This is a genomic window from Paenibacillus sp. JT31N17 (assembly GCF_056269255.1).
The window spans coordinates 1575535-1593470 of record NZ_JBWDNP010000001.1 but is presented as its reverse complement, the minus strand read 5'-3'; the positions used below and the strand labels follow the sequence as shown (position 1 = coordinate 1593470).

Genomic DNA, 17936 nt, shown 5'->3' with positions numbered 1-17936 from the left:
GAATCGGAGGTTTATAAAATCCAACTATGAGTGATTCTTTGAAACAGACCTTAAACAAGGAGCGCATTATCCAAGTCGCACTCGAAATCCTAGATAAGGATGGGGCAGCAGGGTTAACGATGCGCAAACTGGGGTCAGCACTAAATATTGAAGCGGCTTCTCTTTATTATCACTTCCCTAACAAAGGAGCTCTGATCCAGAACATCGTCGATTCAATAAGCGCCCGGGCAGTACCTGATGCTGAGCCACACTCATGGTGGGAGGCGTTGTATGCATTTGGGGTCAGATTCAGAGAAACTTTGTGCGCACACCCAGGGGTAGTGCAATTGATAGCTACTCATCCGGTATCGGCTGAAGTGGGAATCAAGCTCGCTGCACCACTGGCAATAGCAATGCAAAAGTCAAGTGCCAGTGAAGAGCAGGTGCTTTTCGTAATCCAATCTATAGCTGTTTTTGTAATCGGTCATGCATTGGCAGAAGTCGGCAATTTGCCCAGTCCGCCAACAGCGCCTCAAAGCTACTACGACGATTGGTTTCAAATGGGTATCCACGGTCTCATTAGCGGCTTTAAGCAGCAATTTCATGATGAGAGCCAGTAGCAGGCAAGAATGAGCACTAACGAGTCTGGAGTTCAAAGGAGGAATAAAAATGTTTTTCACAATGTTATGGCTGCAGGTTATTACGCTGCTATATCATCAGTTGACAACCAGAATTGATTTCTTTCCTTTTAATGGTGTCCGCAATTATACAATCAAAGAACGTAAAAATGAGGCTCTAATGAACGGCATTATTATGATTGTCCCTATCATCCTTATATTTACCCAAATGCCTATTCTAATCGGTGTTGCTGCAACCATCTGGACACTTGTAGTTGTGGGCGCTATGTTGAGCTGGTGGATACCTTATTTTACAGGTCATGCGATCTATAAAATGCCTAACAATGAAACGTGGACACAAGTATATGAACGTATATTTGCAAAGACCTTCACCATATTGCCTCGTATCAAAAACAATCCTAGGCCGAACGTAGAGCATATGGTATTGCATGTTTTTATTGTAGCCTCGGCTGTCATGACATGGACGTACGCTCTTCATGCTTAAATGAAAGCAGCAGTTGAAGTAAATTTTTGCGTTAACGGATCACGATAGTGGAGGAGCTTGCTTCGAGCAGCTCCTCTTTTGAACTTAAAGTAAGATTGGACCGGATGAGATTATTCCCGAATCGTGTTCGGTAAAGGACTGACAAGAACCTATCTCGTTCATATAGCAATTCCCAATTTGTGTATATATACAGGATGCGTGGACATAATATTTTTAGCAAACTGCGGTCAAGAACATGGACTACAAAATCATAAGAGAATAAGATGGGGAGGCGCTAAGTTAATGTCGAATAGAAAAAGCTACTATGCATTTGAGAATCCGTCTGGCACTTCAATTGAATTTCAAGCAACCAGCTTACAACAGGCTATGGTGATTAAAAAGAAGAAGGCCCAAGAACTGGGGATTCCGAAAGAAGCTTTTGAACTCAAAAGCATACGCAAGAAACCAAGCCAAAGCGCATAAGAGCATAATCTGATGGAAGTCCGCGGAAACCGCGGGCTTTTTTTAGTATAGGTTCGTTTTCGAAAAAAAATGAATTGGATGAATATTAAAAATATGGAAAGAATAACAATTGATTTTCTCATCGAAAGGCAAAGGGGAAACAAGCGATGAATAACTTTAGGAACGTATATAGGAATCGGTATTATCAAGCCAACGTTACTGCATTCGGTACAATTCAACTTCACCAGCGAAATCCCCTTTTAGTCGCATTATGGTCCATAGCTTTCCCTGGATTTGGCCATTTTTTGGTCCACAAATTTTTGACTGGCTTTGCATTGTTTTTTTGGGAATTTTATATTAACCAATTAACCCATCTTAATACAGCCATTATGTATTCGTTTAACGGCGAAATAGACCAGGCAAAGGCTGTTTTAGACGAAAAGCACATATACCTCTATATTCCAGTTTATTTATTTGCAGTATGGGACAGCTACCGAGTTGCTATCGATGAAAATAAGATACATCTGTTGGCGAAAAGGGAAAATGCGAAGTACACGACTTTCACGATAAACCCTTTTGGGAATAACTTTTTAGACAAGAAAGAGCCATGGATCGCTTTCGCCTGGTCAATGGCATTGCCAAGTCTCGGGCAACTATATATTCATCGACTCTTAGGCGCTTTTTTGCTTCTGATTATGACCATAATCGTAATCCTAAATTCAAACCTGGTTGAAGGCATTCACTATTGTTTACTAGGGGACTTTTCGAGAGCCAGAGATGTAGTAGATGCTCAGTGGTCGCTTTATTTCCCATCGATATATTTCTATGGCATATATGATTCCTACTCAAATACTGTTGAATTAGTCAAACTTTTTAATTGGGAACAAGCGGACTTTTTGAAAAAACATCATCAATCACAAAATTTTGTATTGCATAAAGGAGAAAAAATCTGATGGACATACAGTTCTTCTCTACATTTCAGCATTCACACTATGTCGAGCTTGCCATTAGCAAACTAAAAGAAAATGAAATCGATAATATCTACGCAGTTCCACTTGATAACCGTCAAATAGATACAAAACTGCTTGATTCGAAGCATGGTATGGACGGAACCTCATTAGTTGATATTGGGCTCGTACTTGCCATGATGGGTGGAACGATAGGGGTAGCCAGAGGATTTAATCTTGACTGGGGACCAGTGTTTTGGGGACTAATTGGATCGGCAGGTGGTTTTGCGATTGGTTTTGTATTCGATGTAATAAAGACCCTCTATAAACGGAAGAAGATAAGAACGGCTAAAACTAAACATGGTGAAGTTATAATCATTGTTCAATGTACAAATGAACAGTCCCCGTTTGTAGAGCAGATCTTATGGAGTAACATGGCACTTGGGGTTGCTAAAACACGAATGCAAGGAGGCGGTGAACGGAAACAAGGACGCTATAAATTACGAGCGTTTAAAATAAACAAAACTGAAAGAAATTAGTGTAAAAACAATGTCCCCAGGCTTATAGCTTGCTTGCATAAAAATGTATAAATATTTCAGCGCAAACGGCTTATCAGCTGCCGGTAGCCACAAGCCCTGACAAGCTGACTGCCAGCGGCAAAATAATATGGCGGCTTTTTTAATGTAAGGGAACAAAATTCTTGTCCCGAGCCGAGGACAAAAAGTTGTTCCCTTTATACGAATGATGATCTATCCTTTTGTACTACGCGCTAACAAGTGTTTTAGGTTCTCATCAATAAATTTATTATCGGCACTGTTGATTCCGCGTCCGGCAAAATGGCCCCAGATCGACTCGATTGGATTAAAAACAGCATTAGGTATAAGCTTAGCCTCATATTCGTTATCGTCCGCCGGGCAGAAGAGATCCGTGCTTCCTGGCATGACGCAGGCAAGCGCTTTAATGCTTTTGAGCGCCTCATCGAAATCTCCGTTATAAGAGGGGTTTGCACTAATATCTGCATTTTGGCCTGTCCATAACATGGCCAGGACATTGTGCGGATCCATCCTCATAAAGCTTTCTTCCCAGACGCCAGCTACAAAATCTGCCAATGAGTCATATCCCAGCTCACGATAAAGCTGCTCTCTATAAAATGTCTGCGATAAGCCCCATCCTGCATAGACACGGCCAACGGCGCGCATATCTGCAGAAGTCAACTGGTTTAGTTTACTTGAATCGAAGCCAACTGCCGCCATGAGCGGAGCTTTCATTCCGTCCAGGACCACATACGTATGGGATCCAGTTTTTGCAACTCCGGCGAAAGGTGCAATTCGTTCCACCATGTCCGGATAACTTGCTCCCCATTGGAATGATTGAATGCCTCCCATTGACCATCCAACTACGAGAGCGATCCTTTGAATACCGAATTTCTCGGTCACTAACCGATGCTGTAATTTAGTGTTGTCATAAATGGTGACCTGCGGAAAATTAGCCCGGTCGAATGGGGAAGGCGTGTTGCTGGGAGACGAAGATAATCCATTGCCCAGCAGATTTGGAACGATAATGAAATATTTCTGCGGATCTAGTGCCATGCCTTTACCAATCAACCATTCATTCTGAACATGCTGGTCGCCAAAAGCAGTTGGATAGACAATGACATTATCCTTCTGTTCATTCAATCTTCCATAAGTCTTATAAGCAAGAAAAGCGCTTGGTAACGTTACTCCTGATTGCAAGGTGACATCACCCAAATCAAAAACCTCATAATCCATCGTATTGTTGCTCCCTTCAAAATAAGTCCATACATTTGGAATGTTTGTCTTGTGCTTAGTATAGGGCTGTGATACTTTCAATAAAAGTGATTAGAATTCAATATAGTATTCAATAATATTGAAAGTAAAAGGGGATAGTATGATGGAATTGCGCCACTTGAATACGTTCCGAACGGTTGCATCAACTTTAAATTTCACCCGGGCTGCGGAAGCGCTGAGCTACGTCCCCTCCAACGTCACCATGCAAATAAAAGCATTGGAGGATGAACTTGGTGTTCGTCTCTTTGACCGATTGGGCAAGCAGCTCGTTCTGACAACTGCGGGTAAACGCTTTTTAACTCATATCCAAGGCGTTCTGGACAAATTGGATGAAGCCCGCAGCGTCGTTCATGACAATGAAAATCTAAGCGGCACCCTAACGGTAAGTGCCAACGAGGTACTTTGCGCCTATCGGCTTCCAGCTGTCTTTCACCTATTTCGTTCGCGCCAACCGGGAGTGCGTCTCATCTTCCGCTCTGTTTCCAATCAGCAACTCAAGCAAACGCTCTTTGAGGGAACCGCGGATGTCGTCTTTATGTTGGACGAACCCATCCGCTCAACGGGACTTGCTGTGGAACCGTTGCTGGAAGAAACCTTCCGCTTTTTCGCCGCTCCAGACCATCCACTCGTGAAACGAGCTGTACTACAGCTTGAAGATTTTCACGGAGAAGTGTTCTTGACTAATGAAAAGGGTTGTACCTATCGAACCATGTTTGACCGGGCATTTGAGAAAGAGGGCATTGATAGTATTACGTATTTAGAGTTTCAAAATGCCGAAGCCATTAAACAATGTGCAATTGCGGGAATCGGTATTGCCTTTCTTCCTGAAATAACAGCGGAAACCGAAGTTGAACGGGGAGAACTTGTTGCTCTTCCATGGCAAATTCCGGACTTGCACGTGTATACACAGATGTTATGGCATAAAGACAAGTGGCTTTCACCAATCATGTTATCTTTCATAGAAGCAGCAAGGGAGGTTATCGCTATAGAGGATCCCGACATGAAAAGATACGGGGAGCGATAGCTCAATAACAACAGCTTGAAGTAAAACGGCCGCATTAAGTTCTTTGTATATAGCAAAAAACCTGTCATGTAGACAGGTTAATGATTCATGGATTTGTGCAGTGCCAAGAATATGGAGCGCCTCATTTCTGTTAAAGAAGTCCAGGAGAATACCTGTTGGCTCCAAACCTATTTTGGGCGGTTATTCCCTGAGAGGTCACTGCACATATATATAGCGTATCTCCTGAATTTCACTCTAGCGTCGCGGTCAGACGATCACGCGGTAGTGAAGATGAATAACGCCGCTTCGAAAGCGGCGCTCACCGAGCAGCTCGAGCCGCATGCGGAGGTTGTCCGGCAATGCTCGCTTACCTCCACCCAAGACGATCGGATTAAGAAGCAGATGACACTCGTCGATCAGTCCTGCGCTCGTCGCCTGCCCGGCAAGCTCGGGGCCGCCAATCGTAATGTCAGCTCCTGAAGACTCCTTCAGCCTCCGGATCGCATCAGGATCGAATTCGTGCTCGATTCTAGTACACCATCAACTCGTACATTCGACGCCCGTATAGGCAGGTGCCAATCGGCCGCTCGAAGTCAGTCCAGAACGCAAACACCTCGTCATCGGAGATCGTCCACTCGATATTGCCGCGGTCGTCCTCAATGTAACCGTCCAAAGATACGTTACCAGCGTAGATCAGTTTAGCCATTTCAATAACGCCCTCCAATTTTCAGTTTCCAACGAGAGCAAGGCCTGCCACTCTGAATTTGAACAAAGAAACATCCATTTCTATATTAACACATACTGGAAGTATTCTACCCGTTAGCTCAATAAAAAAAGGAGTCTCCCGCGCCTTCCGCTTGGTCTACGTCCTCCTCATTATATTCCATTTCCACTTACTAATTAAAGAACCTACACGCGTAGCATGTAATGCTTAAAAGGAGCCCAATCTTAATCTAAGCACTAAGCAAATACTTTATTTTCTCAAGATAGTAATACCATCCCACGGTTTCCGGGTCCAAGGAGGCAGATGCTGCGTTCAAATTGGATGAATAAGAAGTCCGCTGACGTAACACACTCCATTTAACAGAACCTAAACGGCAAGAGCAAAATTTAGCTGTTGTTCAGCGATTCGTTTAGGTTCTGTTTCATCGGGGCTTGTAGGATAGGAAATGAGGATCCTATTCAAACTTCTGTCAGCTAACAAATCTAAGTTTATTGGAGGAAGATACTTGATTATTACAACTACCGCAATCGTTGATGGTTCCCCAGTCAAGCAGTATATCGGCGTCGCAACCGGTGAAGTCATCATGGGTGCCAATATCGGGAGAGACCTTCTAGCTTCATTCAGGGATCTTGCAGGCGTTCGAAAGCCTATGAAACCAAGTAAAGGGGAGCAAGAGACGCAGCCTTTAAAGAAATGACACACCAAGCTTCGCAGATGGGAGGCAATGCCGTTATCGGTTGGATTTTACCTAAATTTACATTGGAGGAATTAAATCAATGATGAGTAGAATAAAAATGCTCAGTCTCATAACTTTGAGTGCAGCTGTTGTGATTTCAGCATCACCTGTACAAGCACCTCTAACCATGTAGGAGATGGGAAAGAAATTAACGAAGCAAATACAATTGACAAAGAAACAAATAATACAGACGCCACCAATGAAGTTACAAAAACCAGACCACAAGACGATTTTTATGAAGCTGTAAATGCAAAATGGCTTGCGTCCACGCAAATACCGGCAGATAAAGTAATAGTAGGTTGCTTAGTGGACCTTGGTGATAATGCAAATAAGCAGATGTCAGCAGATATAGCAAAATTGGCGGCTGAAGGACGGGACAAAACAGATGACGAGATCGGCAACATGGTTAAATTTTATAAGCTTGCTGCCGACAGAGAAAAACTGAACAGGCAGGGGTATGAAGCCATTAATTTAGTTGATTTCGCAGAAGCTCAAAAACCTGATCTTAAGAGCAGTTCAGGTTTAGACAACGAAAGAACGAATCAAATATTGATTTTCGGCTGGTGAAATCGAGCACTTGCTTGATTTCAAACTTTGTGATCAAGACATGGAGTATTACGTATATATACGGTTAACATCCTCGCTATATCTTCGGGAGGAATTGCACGATCCGTCATAAACCAGTGTTGTATAATTCCAAATTGTGCATTTCCTAAATAAGCAATGGCATAGTCAGTGAATAGGCGGCTTTCATTGTTCATAGATGATTGATCTCGTTTCAGATTTTCATACAAGCGTGTGCCTACTAAATACTGGAGCCGTTCTCTTAATTCTGCTGGAGCTCCCGAATGGAATAGTGCTTTAAAAAAGCTGGCATGCTTATGCATGTATTGAAAAGCTTTGGTGATTGGAGGATAAGCTCGTTGTTGATCAGGATGCTGCATCAACTCCTGAATATGGATTGGTTCGAATACACTCAACAATCCTTGAATAAACGCCGTTTCCTCAATCAGATGAAAAATATCTTTATAATGCAAATAAAAGGTGCCTCGATTTATTCCTGCTCTTTCACAAAGGTTTTTAACTGTCAGCCCTTTAATACCTTCTTTCTCTAAAATAGACAACAATGCGTTCTCCATTAGCGTACGACTGCGGATTACTCTCATATCCGTACTTTTTTCGATCATTTGTTTACCTCCTGTTATGAATGTTGGATTTATTTATCAACACTTTTTACATTATATCTATTAATCAACACTTGGCCTTTTATGTTCATTGATCTCCTCGTTATGCTTGATTATAATTGCTTCTACAGCCTTAATCAACACAAGTTCATTATCTTTGGGCTGTATAAACTAAAGGAGGAAAACCATGGAATACCGATATCTTGGAAGGACTGGTACAAAAGTCAGCGCGTTTGCGTTAGGCGGATCAAGTTTTGGATCCAGGGCAAGCGAAGAAGAGAGCATAAAAATTATTGACGAAGCATTGGACTTTGGAATTAATTTGATTGATACATCAAATATTTACGGAAAGGGGGAATCAGAACGTATAATCGGTAAAGCTATTAAGAATAAGCGGCAGAATGTCATATTAGCTTCTAAATTCGGTGCGGAGGCTACTAATGAAATAAATCAAAGTGGTGCATCTCGTCGTTGGATACGAACTGCTGTTGAACAAAGTCTACTACGTTTGCAAACCGATTATATAGACCTTTATCAACTTCATCTTCCTTTTGAATTTGTTGCCTATGAGGAAATTCTAATGACGTTGAACGATTTGGTGATGGAAGGGAAAATTCATCATATCGGCACTTCAAATCACCTGGGTTGGCAAATTGTTCAAGCACAAGCCATTAGTGATCAATATCATATTCAGCGATTTGTAAGTGAGCAAACACCATATTCCATTATTAATCGACGAATGGAATTTGAACTTGCTGAAATAGCCAAACATTATGACCTTTCACTATTTGTGTACAGTCCCTTATCCGGTGGCTTACTAACTGGAAAATACACGGCTGGTCAGGCCGCGCAAAGCGATTCACGCGCTGCCACATTAAAAGGATATGTGGATACATTAGATCCTGAATCAGCTGAAAATGAATATAAGTTTAAGATAATTGCAAAGTTGCAGCAGCTGGCAAATGAAGCGGGGATTCCACTTGCGGATATGGCGATAGCTTTTACCCAAAGTCATCCATCCGTCACATCAACTCTATGGGGACCACGCACTTTAGAGCAATTAAAAGCCTATATTTCCGGTGCACAGATGAGGCTCGGCACAGAGGTATTGGATGCGATTGATGCCATTGTTCCACCAGGCAAACGTATCGATGACAAAGAGCAAACCTGGACTCCTGAGTGGATGAGTGCCGAACGGCGCAGGCGACACATTAACTGAAGAGTCATCCAATGATCATTATTTAGTGAACTGCATCCCAATTGTTAGACACGTTCTATCATTGGAGGTGCAGTTTTTTTATGGTAGATGTTTTGGCAATGCATGATGACACGGAAATCGTGAAGGAATTTTGAGCAATCAAGAAGAAATCCTTTGTATTTATGCGTGATAAACTATGGGTGTGGCGTGTAAGTAAAAAATAGCGAGAGGGGATAATTATATGAATCAAAATGACAACATTTCTGCGCTGCCTACAGTGGTCGACCGGGCCGCCTGGAAGGCCGAACTGGATGAGCTGCGGATCCGGGAGAAGATGCATACTCGCGAAGGTGACGCAATTGCGGCAGCCCGACGGCGGCTGCCGATGGTCGAGGTGGACTCGACCATCCCGCTGATCGGCCCGGATGGCCCGGTCACGCTGCTGGAGACGTTCGAGGGCCGCCGCCAGCTGGTCGTCTACTTTCACATGTGGCACACCGGCAGGACCGCCGCAGAGCAGTGCGAGGGCTGCACCTTCTCCACGACCCACATCAACGAGCTGTCCTATCTGAACTCGCGGGACGTAAGCTACGCGACTTTCTGTCAGGGACCGTACGAGGAGAGCTCGCGGTATCGCGACTTCATGGGCTGGACGGTTCCCTGGTACTCGGTTCCACTGGACGCCGTGGACCGGTTGATCGCAGACCGGCACTTCGGCATCCTGGTCAGTTATCTCCGGGACGATGACAAGGTCTACGAGACCTACTGGACCACCGGCCGCGGCAACGAACTGATGGCACCGTCGTACGGACTGCTGGACCTGACTGTCTACGGCCGGCAGGAGTTCTGGGAGGATTCGCCCGAGGGCTGGCCGCAGCGTTGGGACTCCAAAGGTGGTCAGTTTCGGCTGGACGGCCGCCCGACCTCCCAGTGGTCCCGCCTGGCAGCCGGACGCTCCGACGATCTCGGCAACTAGGACACCGCCCTACACTGTTTCCAAAACAAGCCGTAACCAGGGGTGCCTCCGGGATAATTATAAAAATAGGGCATAGTGTGATGAGAGCCCGGACTATTGAGGATATTTACTCACGAATTTTCAATACGATTGAATCATTCAGCTAGTCGGGGAACGATAATTGAATGAGAAACACGCAGCAGGTTGCTTTGGCAGCCTGTTTTTTTATTACTTAGGAACATCGGCAATCTTGTCGCGTTGTGGAGATAATTGGAGAGTTAGAGTTCTATTCCTGCTGCGTATTGGCGGGAACTGTTCTTTGAGAAAGCAAAAAGCAGCTTGATCTCGTGCTTGAGCTATCAACATTTCGCTTGGAGAATGTGCTCAAGTGGAAAGAATGCTTGTATTATTTACAACATTTTTTTAATCAACGTGAACATGAATATTTACAAATCATTAATGTTAGAAAGGTTGACATAGAAAAAGGGGGTAGCTATACTCAAATAGTTGCAGCGATACTTACCTTCCGGTAAGTATGATTTTGCAGTGTAATTTCACAACAAGAAGGAGCATACAAAAAGATGAGTAATCAAAGCAAAGCGGGCATGATGTACCGGAGTATCAACAAAGAAAATACGTTCCTTTTTCTTAGTGACGTAAATTCAATATTGGTGAGCGGGGAAGATACGAACGGAGAGTTTTGCGTCGTGCATTGCTCCGTCAAGAAAGATGATGGACCGCCCCTGCATTTGCATGAAAAAGAAGATGAATCCTTTTACGTTCTGGATGGAGAAATAGAGATGACGCTCGGTAAGGAAACTATTTTGGTGAAAACCGGTGAATATGTGTTTGCTCCTCGTGGCATTCCACACACTTTCAAGGTGAAATCAGACAAAGCTAAGTTTCTGGTTACCGCCTATCCTGCGGGATTTGATTCTTTTGTGAAGGAACTAGGCGTTCCTTATGTGGAAGGGATGGAGGCTCATGTCGAGCCACCCACTCCTGAGGCCATGCAGAAGCTGCTAGCAGTTTCCAAAAAGTATCACATTACTTACCCAGGCCTTTAAATCTTGGAGTTAAAGCGATTATTGGGAAATAAGGGGATAGAAAACGTTAGAGGCAGTTTAAAATATGTGCTTAACGGGCGCAGTTAACCGCGTCGTTAACTGCGCTATATATTAATTGTTGTTTCTGTGCAACCATCAAGCTCAGTCATAGAGGAGACTCAGGAATAGATATCGTAGCGATTGTTCTGCAAGGACTTATAAGCTTAGTTTTTCTGATGGCGGGATTCAGTAAAATCTCGGGTTCGAAAATGCAAGTCGACGCGTTTAATCATTATAAATTGCCGCAGGGGTTCCGCGTCGTTACGGGATTTATCCAATGGGTGGGCGTAGCGGCACTGGCCTTCGGCTTCTGGGAACCTAGCTGGGCCGCGGCGGGAGCCTTGTGGTTGGGCGTTACCATGTTTGGAGGCATCCTGACGCACGTTCGAGTGAAGGATACGTTTCAACAAATGCTTCCCGCTGTCGTATTAACAGTACTCTTGGTTATCCTCTTCTTCATTCAATTGCCCGGGTTATCCGCTTTTCCAGGATTCTAATGTACAAGCTATTGAAAAAAGGCGACTCCATAGGGGCGCCTGAACATACCAACTACTGTTAACAATTGAGATAAAACAAAAAAAGAGCTGCACAAGGCCTCCCTTTAATTTGTTACTCTTATATTGTATTCTTACTGGTTTTTTAATAGACGATTAATTCCATACATGATATCCGGTATGAAATTGCCGTGCATTGCTCGGTTATACTGCAGTGCTCCCTTGATTGCAGACAGGATTGTGATTGCCAAGGCGCGTGTATTAATTGCAGGATCACTCGCTCCTTCAGCAACAATGTCATCGATAATCGAAAGTTCAAACTCACTTATCTCTTGAAGCTTTTGTCTCATCGATTCCGGTAACAATTCATAATCAGATTGTAAGGAAGAGGTCGGACATATGTCATACTCTGCAAACCGTCTGGATTGGTCAGTGCAATATTGAATTAGCTTCTCTTCAACCGATTGTGAGGATTGTTGGATAACAGACTTAAAATTGACCAAACCTCGATAAAGTTGATCCAATACGGCAAGGCCTAGATCTTCCTTTTTCTCGAAATGATAGTGAATGCTTGCTTTTGTAACGCCAAAATGTTTTGAAATTTCGTCATAAGAAAAGGTAGAATAGCCTTTTTTTCGAATCAGTGACGATGCCAGATCTATTATCTGCGTTTTCCTGTTTTCCATGTAGCAATTATTGCGCATAGCTATACAAGAGTCAAGTGCTTTCTATACAAAGATATATACAAACAATAAATGTATATATACCCTGAATAAGTTAAACAATATTCAAATCGACATTCGAATAACGCCTGGTACAAGCTGTTTTTAATAAATAAACTGAAAGAGGGAATATTCATGACTGAATTTAATTTTCAAGCATCCAATGGTGCCTTTTCACCAGTTATGCACGAGGTCGTAATAGATGGTGTCCGTCAAGTTTATCACGTTGCGGGGGAAGGTCCGATTTGTATGGTTCATGCAGGAGGTCCTGGTTTTCATTGGAGTTATATGCGTATGCCGCTACTGGAAAGATTCATGACCGTTATCTATTTGGAGCCGGTAGGCACAGGACGCTCCGATAACCTGCTGGACGGAGATTACAATATGTCGAAGTACGCCTACTTCGCTCATAAAGTAGCCGAGCACACAGGATCACAGCAGCCATTTTTCCTGGGTCACTCGCATGGAGGTTTTGTAGGTCTTCAATATGCAATTGATTATCCGGATGAACTCGGCGGACTTATCCTCTACAGCTCGGCTCCTTGTATGAATCAAGAACTTGGAATGGAGCAGGTTCAACAACTCGAGATTTTCGCTCAGCGTTGGGCGAATCTTCCTGAAGCTCAGGATGCGAAGCAGGCATGGATGGACATGATTACAGGAAAAGCGCGGGATAGAGAAGCGATCCTGAAAGTTTTGAGGCGCTTGATGCCTGCATTCTTCGGTAACTATTGGAAGCTGCCGGAAGGATTTAACGAGTGGCAAGCTGAGTTGGATTTCTCCGTTGACCCGAATCGCAAGCCGTATACGTGGGATGTTCGTGATGTCTTAGATACAATTCAAACCACTACCCTGATCCTCGTTGGCGAGTACGATTTTAACTGCGGACCCCGTTGGGCTAAAGAGATGGATGAGAAAATCCCGGCTTCGCAGCTCGTGATGTTCGAACAAGGCGGGCATATGAATCATGTGGAGACGCCTCAAGAGTTTGTAAAAGCAGTGAATGATTTTGTATCGCAAACCTTAAATAACAACTAAGTTACTCTTGATTATAAGATGTGCTCGTCACATTAATAAATGAACTGCGCTCCTTTTAGTGAACGTTTGAAACCCCTAGTGGCTGGATCAATGCTCGTCTTAGGAGGAAACATATGATGGTTTCAATTAGAATAGCATCACATGCCGATACCCAACAAATTAGAGAGGTTGCCTTCGAGACTTGGACATCTGCTTATCGAGAAAGCCTTTCAATGGACTTTATTAATAATTATCTCAATAAGGCTTTTTCAATTTCAAATATACGTCAGTTAATTGACGGTGATACAGATTTAGGGAAGTCATCGTTTCTAGTGGCTGAAGAATCTAACCAAATATTAGGTTATGCACAATTAATCCAACTAAGTAAAGCTGAATATGAATTATATAGAATCTATATAAAACCGGAATCGCAAAAACAAGGAATCGGTACAAAGTTTTTAAATGAATTTTTTAAAATTATGCAATCAGGGAACACTTTAACTGTTATTGTCAAAAAGGATAATGAAATAGGAAGAGCATTTTATTCAAAGAATGGCTTTAAGGAAATTGAAGAGAGTACATTAACACTTGAAGGAAAGCAAATGGCCATTATTAAATGCCAATTAATGATTAAATAATCCGCAATAAATGCATTTTTTCCTTCTCTAGAGTGAGTTTTCCCTCATACGCTTCCGATGTTCGTCTTTTATGTGCATGCGATCTACACAAGCGCCTTTAATCCATACATTTGGCTGAAAAACTTCACTTATTTTCCGGAACTGCGCCAGTTTTTACGCTGGCGCTTCTTTGCGTACAATGAAAGAAGAGACTGCTCATCATACAATGCGGATTGCTATGAGTAATTTGAACAGAGCGGAACATTGAATATTCTATTTTGTGTTAAAATAAATTTGTGTTAAGTTTAGATTCATATGGAAAATGGAGGGACTTTTATGACAATAGGATCACAAAACGATATTGATGGTCTGAAGGAAATTGGTAAAATCGTTGCATTGACGATCAGTGAAATGAAACGTCACGCACGTGTAGGAATTACGACAAAGGAACTGGATGATATTGGAGGGCAGTTTTTGAAAAGGCATGGGGCTGTGCCGGCACCTAAGTCAACTTACAATTTTCCTGGCAACACATGTATTAGTATTAACCACGAAGTTGCCCACGGAATACCGGGAAATCGAATCATTCAACCGGGCGATTTAATAAACATCGATGTTTCTGCGGAATTGGGGGGCTATTATGCGGATTCGGGACATTCTTTTCCGATACCTCCATACGAGCCATCATTAATGCGTCTGTGTCAATACACACACAATACAATGATGAAAGTAATCTCTTCACTGAAGCCTGGAGTAAAATTGAACGAAATCGGAAGGATTATTGAAATCGAGGCTAAAAAAGGCGGCTATAATGTAATTAAGAATCTGTGTAGCCACGGTATTGGAAAATCTTTGCACGAGAACCCAAAAGATATTCTACCCGTTTATAACAAGCACGATAAACGGGTATTGAAAGAGGGCCTGGTAATTACAATCGAGCCCTTTTTGTCTACAGGTGCAGGGTATGTCGTTGAGCAAATGGATGGATGGACTTTAAGCGTACCCGACAATAGCTTTGTGGCACAACATGAGCATACCGTAATAGTTACAAAGAATCAGCCAATAATCGTGACTGCTGTATAGACCATAAGAATGAATCCGTTTTTTGTGTATTGGTTGCGCTAACGGATAACGTTAGTTTAATACACCGGCAGCGTGGCCATTAATTTTCATTCCACACGGCTGCCGGTGTTTTTCCCGATCAAGAAAAAGATGTAATGTATAAAATACTATGTAATATACATTTACATGAATTAGAGTTATCGAGTTTCCGACCGTGCGCGCGGTGAGGCGGACCGATTAGCGAACGGAGGCGCCGACGGCCCGGCTCCGATTTTATACGTTTAATTCATCATCCCGCAGCGTCGCGATAGGGTGAAGGAATCGATGATCGAAACGGTTCAGCCCGGTTCCCTCCTTCACTTTATTCACCCAAGCCGAATTCACCAATGCGCTTGTGCCGATCGCGACTAAGTCAGACTGATTCGCCGCCAACAGCTGTTCCGCTGTTACAGGCTCACCCAGCTTGCCGTTCGCGATGACGGGCAAGCCGCCGTACTTTTTGGCGAGTACTGCCAGTGTGGGGCCGTCATCTGCGAATGCAGGCGCAAATGCTTTGTATTCAGTTGTATGAATATAAGTTGGAGAAGCATTGCTCAGTCTCTGGAAAATGATTTTGGCATCTTCGATACCGTTCGCCCACTTATGGTGAATATCATTCACTTTTCCTTGCGAGATACGAACGCCAACCGTGTATTCGGGGCCAACGACGTCGCGGATTGCTCCCAATGCTTCCAAGACAATTCGGATTCGTTTCTCTGTACTACCACCGTAATCATCGGTTCTGAGATTCGTGTAATCGGTAATGAATTGATCGAGTAAATAGCCGTTGGCGGCATGCACTTCAACCCCATCGAATCCTGCCTGCTTGGCGCGAAGAGCGGCTTGGGCGAAATTATCGATCACCTTCCGGATCTCCGTTATCGTCATCGCTCTCGGGATTGTAAATTCCCCGCTGCCTCCGTGATCTTCTAACATCGTGCCGATCGGCTTAATAGCTGAAGGTGCTATCGGTGTAAATCCATCGTGCTGAACAAGCGCCCCCGCATGCATAAGCTGCGCGATTATTCGTTTCCCTTCGCGATGTACCGCCTGTATGACCGGCCTCCATGACTCGGCCTGCTCTTTATTTGCAATACCTGGTTGGTTCATATAACTTTGACTGTTCAATAAGTCCGGATAAATGCCTTCCGTAATGATAAGACCGAATCCACCCTTCGCGAACCTTGCATAATAACGCGCCATCCGGTCGTTCGCCAGGCCATTTGACTCCGCGCTCGTACGTGTCATCGGCGAAAGGACAACCCTATTGGGCAGTGATAGGGACCCTAACTGAAAAGCGGAAAACAGATTGGTGAACTTAATCATTTCGATATCCTCCTCAAATGTACGAGGGCAGCAAAGTAATTGCTACCGGAAATTATTGTTTTCATGTATGATTGTAAGCTGGCTTTTTCTTGCTGTAAAATGATTGCTATTGATATATGTATCAAAAAAAAATGATGCCGAACCAAAGGAGTTCTCATGGTACTAAGCGGTCATGGCGGTGAGGGAGCCGGATTATCCGTCAGAACCACTTGCCATTGGGATCGTGGTGACCTTTGCTTCCTCGAGTCCCCGGCAGCGCCGAAATTCTGACCATACTAATGATCGTTGGGACAGGGCGACGTGAGGAAGGGGATTTTCAAATCCGAGAGCGTTCTAAAAAGCTTTATCGAATCTTTCCGCTAAACTGTTTATTTTGCCTGACATCTTGGGAGTGAGGGCAGACAGTCTCGATTTGAGCATTAATGACAACAGGGGTTGAAAAATGATAAGAATAGACCATGGACACATACACGTTTCCCGTCGGCATTTCGCGGTTCGTCGGTTCGGTCTCGGTTGATTGGGGCAAAAGCAGCGCGGCTGCAACGGTGACAATGGTGCCGATCATTGTCGTCGGTTTCTTCATCCAAAAGTATTTGGCGGAAGGAACGACCGGCGGCGCAGTCAAAGGCTGAAAGGCGATGCCGCCAGCGAACGTCCATACGGGCGCGCGTTGGCGGTTTTATTATCATGGCGGATACGTTCTGTACGACGATACGATCTATGCGCAACGCTATTATCGGTCAGCGGAACCTGATGTTCGTGCAACTGTTTGAGCAAAGCCCGTCGAACTTCCACTAACTACTTTCTGATATTGAATTATTTACATGGATAACACGGCATTAACAAATCGGAGTTAGCATATAGACAAGCTATTAATGGGAATGACAAAACCTAATTGAATAACTAAAAAATTTTGTTTAGAGTAGTGTCCAAGAGAGAAGCTCTGAGCAACATTTATACGGGCAAGTGTGCCAGTATGAATTGTTGTGAGGAGCTTTTTTATTATTTTTCAGGAGAGAGAGGACTTGCCGTGACCAAGTTGACGATTACTTATCGCATAAATCGTGGCGAAGTCCAAACGAAATCGGGTAGTTTCTTGGGTATTTCATCAAGTTGGTTATCAAGGATTAGCGAAATCAGAGTGGTCAACTTCTGTTTTAGATGAGACTCTAATTCTATTAGACCATCATAAAGCAAAACAAGTATCCCCCAAAGATCTCCAGCCCCCCAAATATCGTAACGCTTGATTATAGTGATGAAGTGAATAGTTTTTGAAAGATAATCTAAAATGCATAGTCCTCTTCGTCCCTTTCCCTATCTTTGCGCGCATTTTCTCGGCTCTTATTGGCGAATTTTATGAACGTTCCAATGTCGAAAAGTTTAATCCTGATTCTTGTCTTGTTGGCTATTAAAGAAAATATTAAGAATTACAGAGTATTAGAGTTAAAACGAAAAG

General features: G+C 43.5%; 23 protein-coding genes. 17 read left to right on the top strand and 6 right to left on the bottom strand.

The genetic code is table 11. From position 1 onward, the window contains the following. Nucleotides 1-38: 38 nt before the first annotated feature. From AC0YOB_RS06695 to AC0YOB_RS06675, 5 genes are all read left to right on the top strand, one after another. The gene (locus AC0YOB_RS06695) at nucleotides 39-599 is read left to right on the top strand and encodes a TetR/AcrR family transcriptional regulator (RefSeq protein WP_475792100.1); all 561 of its coding nucleotides are present in this window, start codon (nucleotides 39-41) and stop codon (nucleotides 597-599) included. 49 nt (nucleotides 600-648) lie between these two features. Then, the gene (locus AC0YOB_RS06690; RefSeq protein WP_475792099.1) at nucleotides 649-1101 is read left to right on the top strand and encodes a hypothetical protein; all 453 of its coding nucleotides are present in this window, start codon (nucleotides 649-651) and stop codon (nucleotides 1099-1101) included. A 282-nt stretch (nucleotides 1102-1383) separates the two neighbouring features. After that, a complete protein-coding gene (locus AC0YOB_RS06685) occupies nucleotides 1384-1563 on the top strand; it encodes a hypothetical protein (RefSeq protein WP_210047043.1) in 180 nt (59 codons plus the stop codon). A 146-nt stretch (nucleotides 1564-1709) separates the two neighbouring features. Next, entirely contained in the window at nucleotides 1710-2495 is a 786-nt protein-coding gene (locus AC0YOB_RS06680) for a hypothetical protein (RefSeq protein WP_475792098.1), read from the top strand. Next, nucleotides 2495-3028, top strand: coding sequence for a hypothetical protein (locus AC0YOB_RS06675; protein WP_475792097.1), 534 nt, complete (start codon nucleotides 2495-2497; stop codon nucleotides 3026-3028). The genes AC0YOB_RS06680 and AC0YOB_RS06675 overlap by 1 nt, the downstream gene beginning before the upstream one ends. A gap of 210 nt (nucleotides 3029-3238) precedes the next feature. On the opposite strand, the gene AC0YOB_RS06670 is transcribed toward AC0YOB_RS06675, so the two are convergent. Further along, complete coding sequence (locus AC0YOB_RS06670) at nucleotides 3239-4258, bottom strand: alpha/beta fold hydrolase (RefSeq protein WP_475792096.1); 1020 nt, start codon at nucleotides 4256-4258, stop codon at nucleotides 3239-3241. 142 nt (nucleotides 4259-4400) lie between these two features. Here AC0YOB_RS06670 and AC0YOB_RS06665 point away from each other — a divergent pair, with 142 nt between their 5' ends. Beyond that, entirely contained in the window at nucleotides 4401-5321 is a 921-nt protein-coding gene (locus AC0YOB_RS06665; RefSeq protein WP_475792330.1) for a LysR family transcriptional regulator, read from the top strand. A gap of 246 nt (nucleotides 5322-5567) precedes the next feature. Here AC0YOB_RS06665 and AC0YOB_RS06660 read toward each other — a convergent pair whose 3' ends face one another. Beyond that, the gene (locus AC0YOB_RS06660) at nucleotides 5568-5762 is read right to left on the bottom strand and encodes a dihydrofolate reductase family protein (RefSeq protein WP_475792329.1); all 195 of its coding nucleotides are present in this window, start codon (nucleotides 5760-5762) and stop codon (nucleotides 5568-5570) included. Nucleotides 5763-5829: 67 nt separating this feature from the next. Next, complete coding sequence (locus AC0YOB_RS06655; protein WP_475792095.1) at nucleotides 5830-6006, bottom strand: hypothetical protein; 177 nt, start codon at nucleotides 6004-6006, stop codon at nucleotides 5830-5832. Nucleotides 6007-6529: 523 nt separating this feature from the next. Between AC0YOB_RS06655 and AC0YOB_RS06650 the strand changes: the two genes are divergently transcribed. The 3 genes from AC0YOB_RS06650 to AC0YOB_RS06640 are packed head-to-tail and all read left to right on the top strand — an operon-like array spanning nucleotide 6530 to nucleotide 7327. Further along, complete coding sequence (locus tag AC0YOB_RS06650; RefSeq protein WP_475792094.1) at nucleotides 6530-6721, top strand: heavy metal-binding domain-containing protein; 192 nt, start codon at nucleotides 6530-6532, stop codon at nucleotides 6719-6721. Beyond that, a complete protein-coding gene (locus AC0YOB_RS06645) occupies nucleotides 6718-6804 on the top strand; it encodes a hypothetical protein (RefSeq protein ID WP_475792328.1) in 87 nt (28 codons plus the stop codon). Before AC0YOB_RS06650 ends, AC0YOB_RS06645 begins: the two co-directional genes overlap by 4 nt. Nucleotides 6805-6862: 58 nt before the next feature. Continuing rightward, entirely contained in the window at nucleotides 6863-7327 is a 465-nt protein-coding gene (locus AC0YOB_RS06640; RefSeq protein ID WP_475792327.1) for a hypothetical protein, read from the top strand. A gap of 20 nt (nucleotides 7328-7347) precedes the next feature. Here AC0YOB_RS06640 and AC0YOB_RS06635 read toward each other — a convergent pair whose 3' ends face one another. Then, entirely contained in the window at nucleotides 7348-7947 is a 600-nt protein-coding gene (locus AC0YOB_RS06635; RefSeq protein WP_475792093.1) for a TetR/AcrR family transcriptional regulator, read from the bottom strand. A 184-nt stretch (nucleotides 7948-8131) separates the two neighbouring features. Between AC0YOB_RS06635 and AC0YOB_RS06630 the strand changes: the two genes are divergently transcribed. The 4 genes from AC0YOB_RS06630 (at nucleotide 8132) to AC0YOB_RS06615 (ending at nucleotide 11700) form a co-directional block, all read left to right on the top strand. Beyond that, nucleotides 8132-9163, top strand: a complete 1032-nt coding sequence (locus tag AC0YOB_RS06630) for an aldo/keto reductase (protein WP_475788474.1) — start codon at nucleotides 8132-8134, stop codon at nucleotides 9161-9163. Nucleotides 9164-9383: 220 nt separating this feature from the next. Then, complete coding sequence (locus AC0YOB_RS06625; protein WP_475792092.1) at nucleotides 9384-10118, top strand: DUF899 family protein; 735 nt, start codon at nucleotides 9384-9386, stop codon at nucleotides 10116-10118. Between the two features lie 560 nt (nucleotides 10119-10678). Then, on the top strand, nucleotides 10679-11164 hold the full coding sequence (locus AC0YOB_RS06620; protein ID WP_475790901.1) for a quercetin 2,3-dioxygenase: 486 nt from the start codon (nucleotides 10679-10681) through the stop codon (nucleotides 11162-11164). Nucleotides 11165-11274: 110 nt separating this feature from the next. Continuing rightward, the gene (locus AC0YOB_RS06615) at nucleotides 11275-11700 is read left to right on the top strand and encodes a DoxX family protein (RefSeq protein ID WP_475792326.1); all 426 of its coding nucleotides are present in this window, start codon (nucleotides 11275-11277) and stop codon (nucleotides 11698-11700) included. Nucleotides 11701-11831: 131 nt separating this feature from the next. On the opposite strand, the gene AC0YOB_RS06610 is transcribed toward AC0YOB_RS06615, so the two are convergent. Continuing rightward, entirely contained in the window at nucleotides 11832-12383 is a 552-nt protein-coding gene (locus AC0YOB_RS06610) for a TetR/AcrR family transcriptional regulator (RefSeq protein WP_475792091.1), read from the bottom strand. A 171-nt stretch (nucleotides 12384-12554) separates the two neighbouring features. Here AC0YOB_RS06610 and AC0YOB_RS06605 point away from each other — a divergent pair, with 171 nt between their 5' ends. The 3 genes from AC0YOB_RS06605 to map all read left to right on the top strand — a co-directional run bounded on the left by AC0YOB_RS06605 (nucleotide 12555) and on the right by map (nucleotide 15136). Continuing rightward, entirely contained in the window at nucleotides 12555-13457 is a 903-nt protein-coding gene (locus AC0YOB_RS06605; protein ID WP_475792090.1) for an alpha/beta fold hydrolase, read from the top strand. Between the two features lie 113 nt (nucleotides 13458-13570). Further along, on the top strand, nucleotides 13571-14074 hold the full coding sequence (locus AC0YOB_RS06600; protein ID WP_475792089.1) for an N-acetyltransferase family protein: 504 nt from the start codon (nucleotides 13571-13573) through the stop codon (nucleotides 14072-14074). 315 nt (nucleotides 14075-14389) lie between these two features. Then, nucleotides 14390-15136 carry a type I methionyl aminopeptidase gene (gene map, locus AC0YOB_RS06595; protein ID WP_475792088.1) on the top strand — a complete coding sequence of 249 codons (747 nt, stop codon included), beginning with the start codon at nucleotides 14390-14392 and terminating at the stop codon, nucleotides 15134-15136. A 252-nt stretch (nucleotides 15137-15388) separates the two neighbouring features. Here map and AC0YOB_RS06590 read toward each other — a convergent pair whose 3' ends face one another. After that, nucleotides 15389-16480: an oxidoreductase gene (locus AC0YOB_RS06590; protein ID WP_475792087.1), complete on the bottom strand. Its 1092-nt coding sequence runs from the start codon at nucleotides 16478-16480 to the stop codon at nucleotides 15389-15391. 458 nt (nucleotides 16481-16938) lie between these two features. On the opposite strand from AC0YOB_RS06590, the gene AC0YOB_RS06585 reads away from it, so the two are divergent. Next, entirely contained in the window at nucleotides 16939-17112 is a 174-nt protein-coding gene (locus AC0YOB_RS06585) for a hypothetical protein (RefSeq protein ID WP_475792086.1), read from the top strand. Nucleotides 17113-17936: the final 824 nt, after the last annotated feature.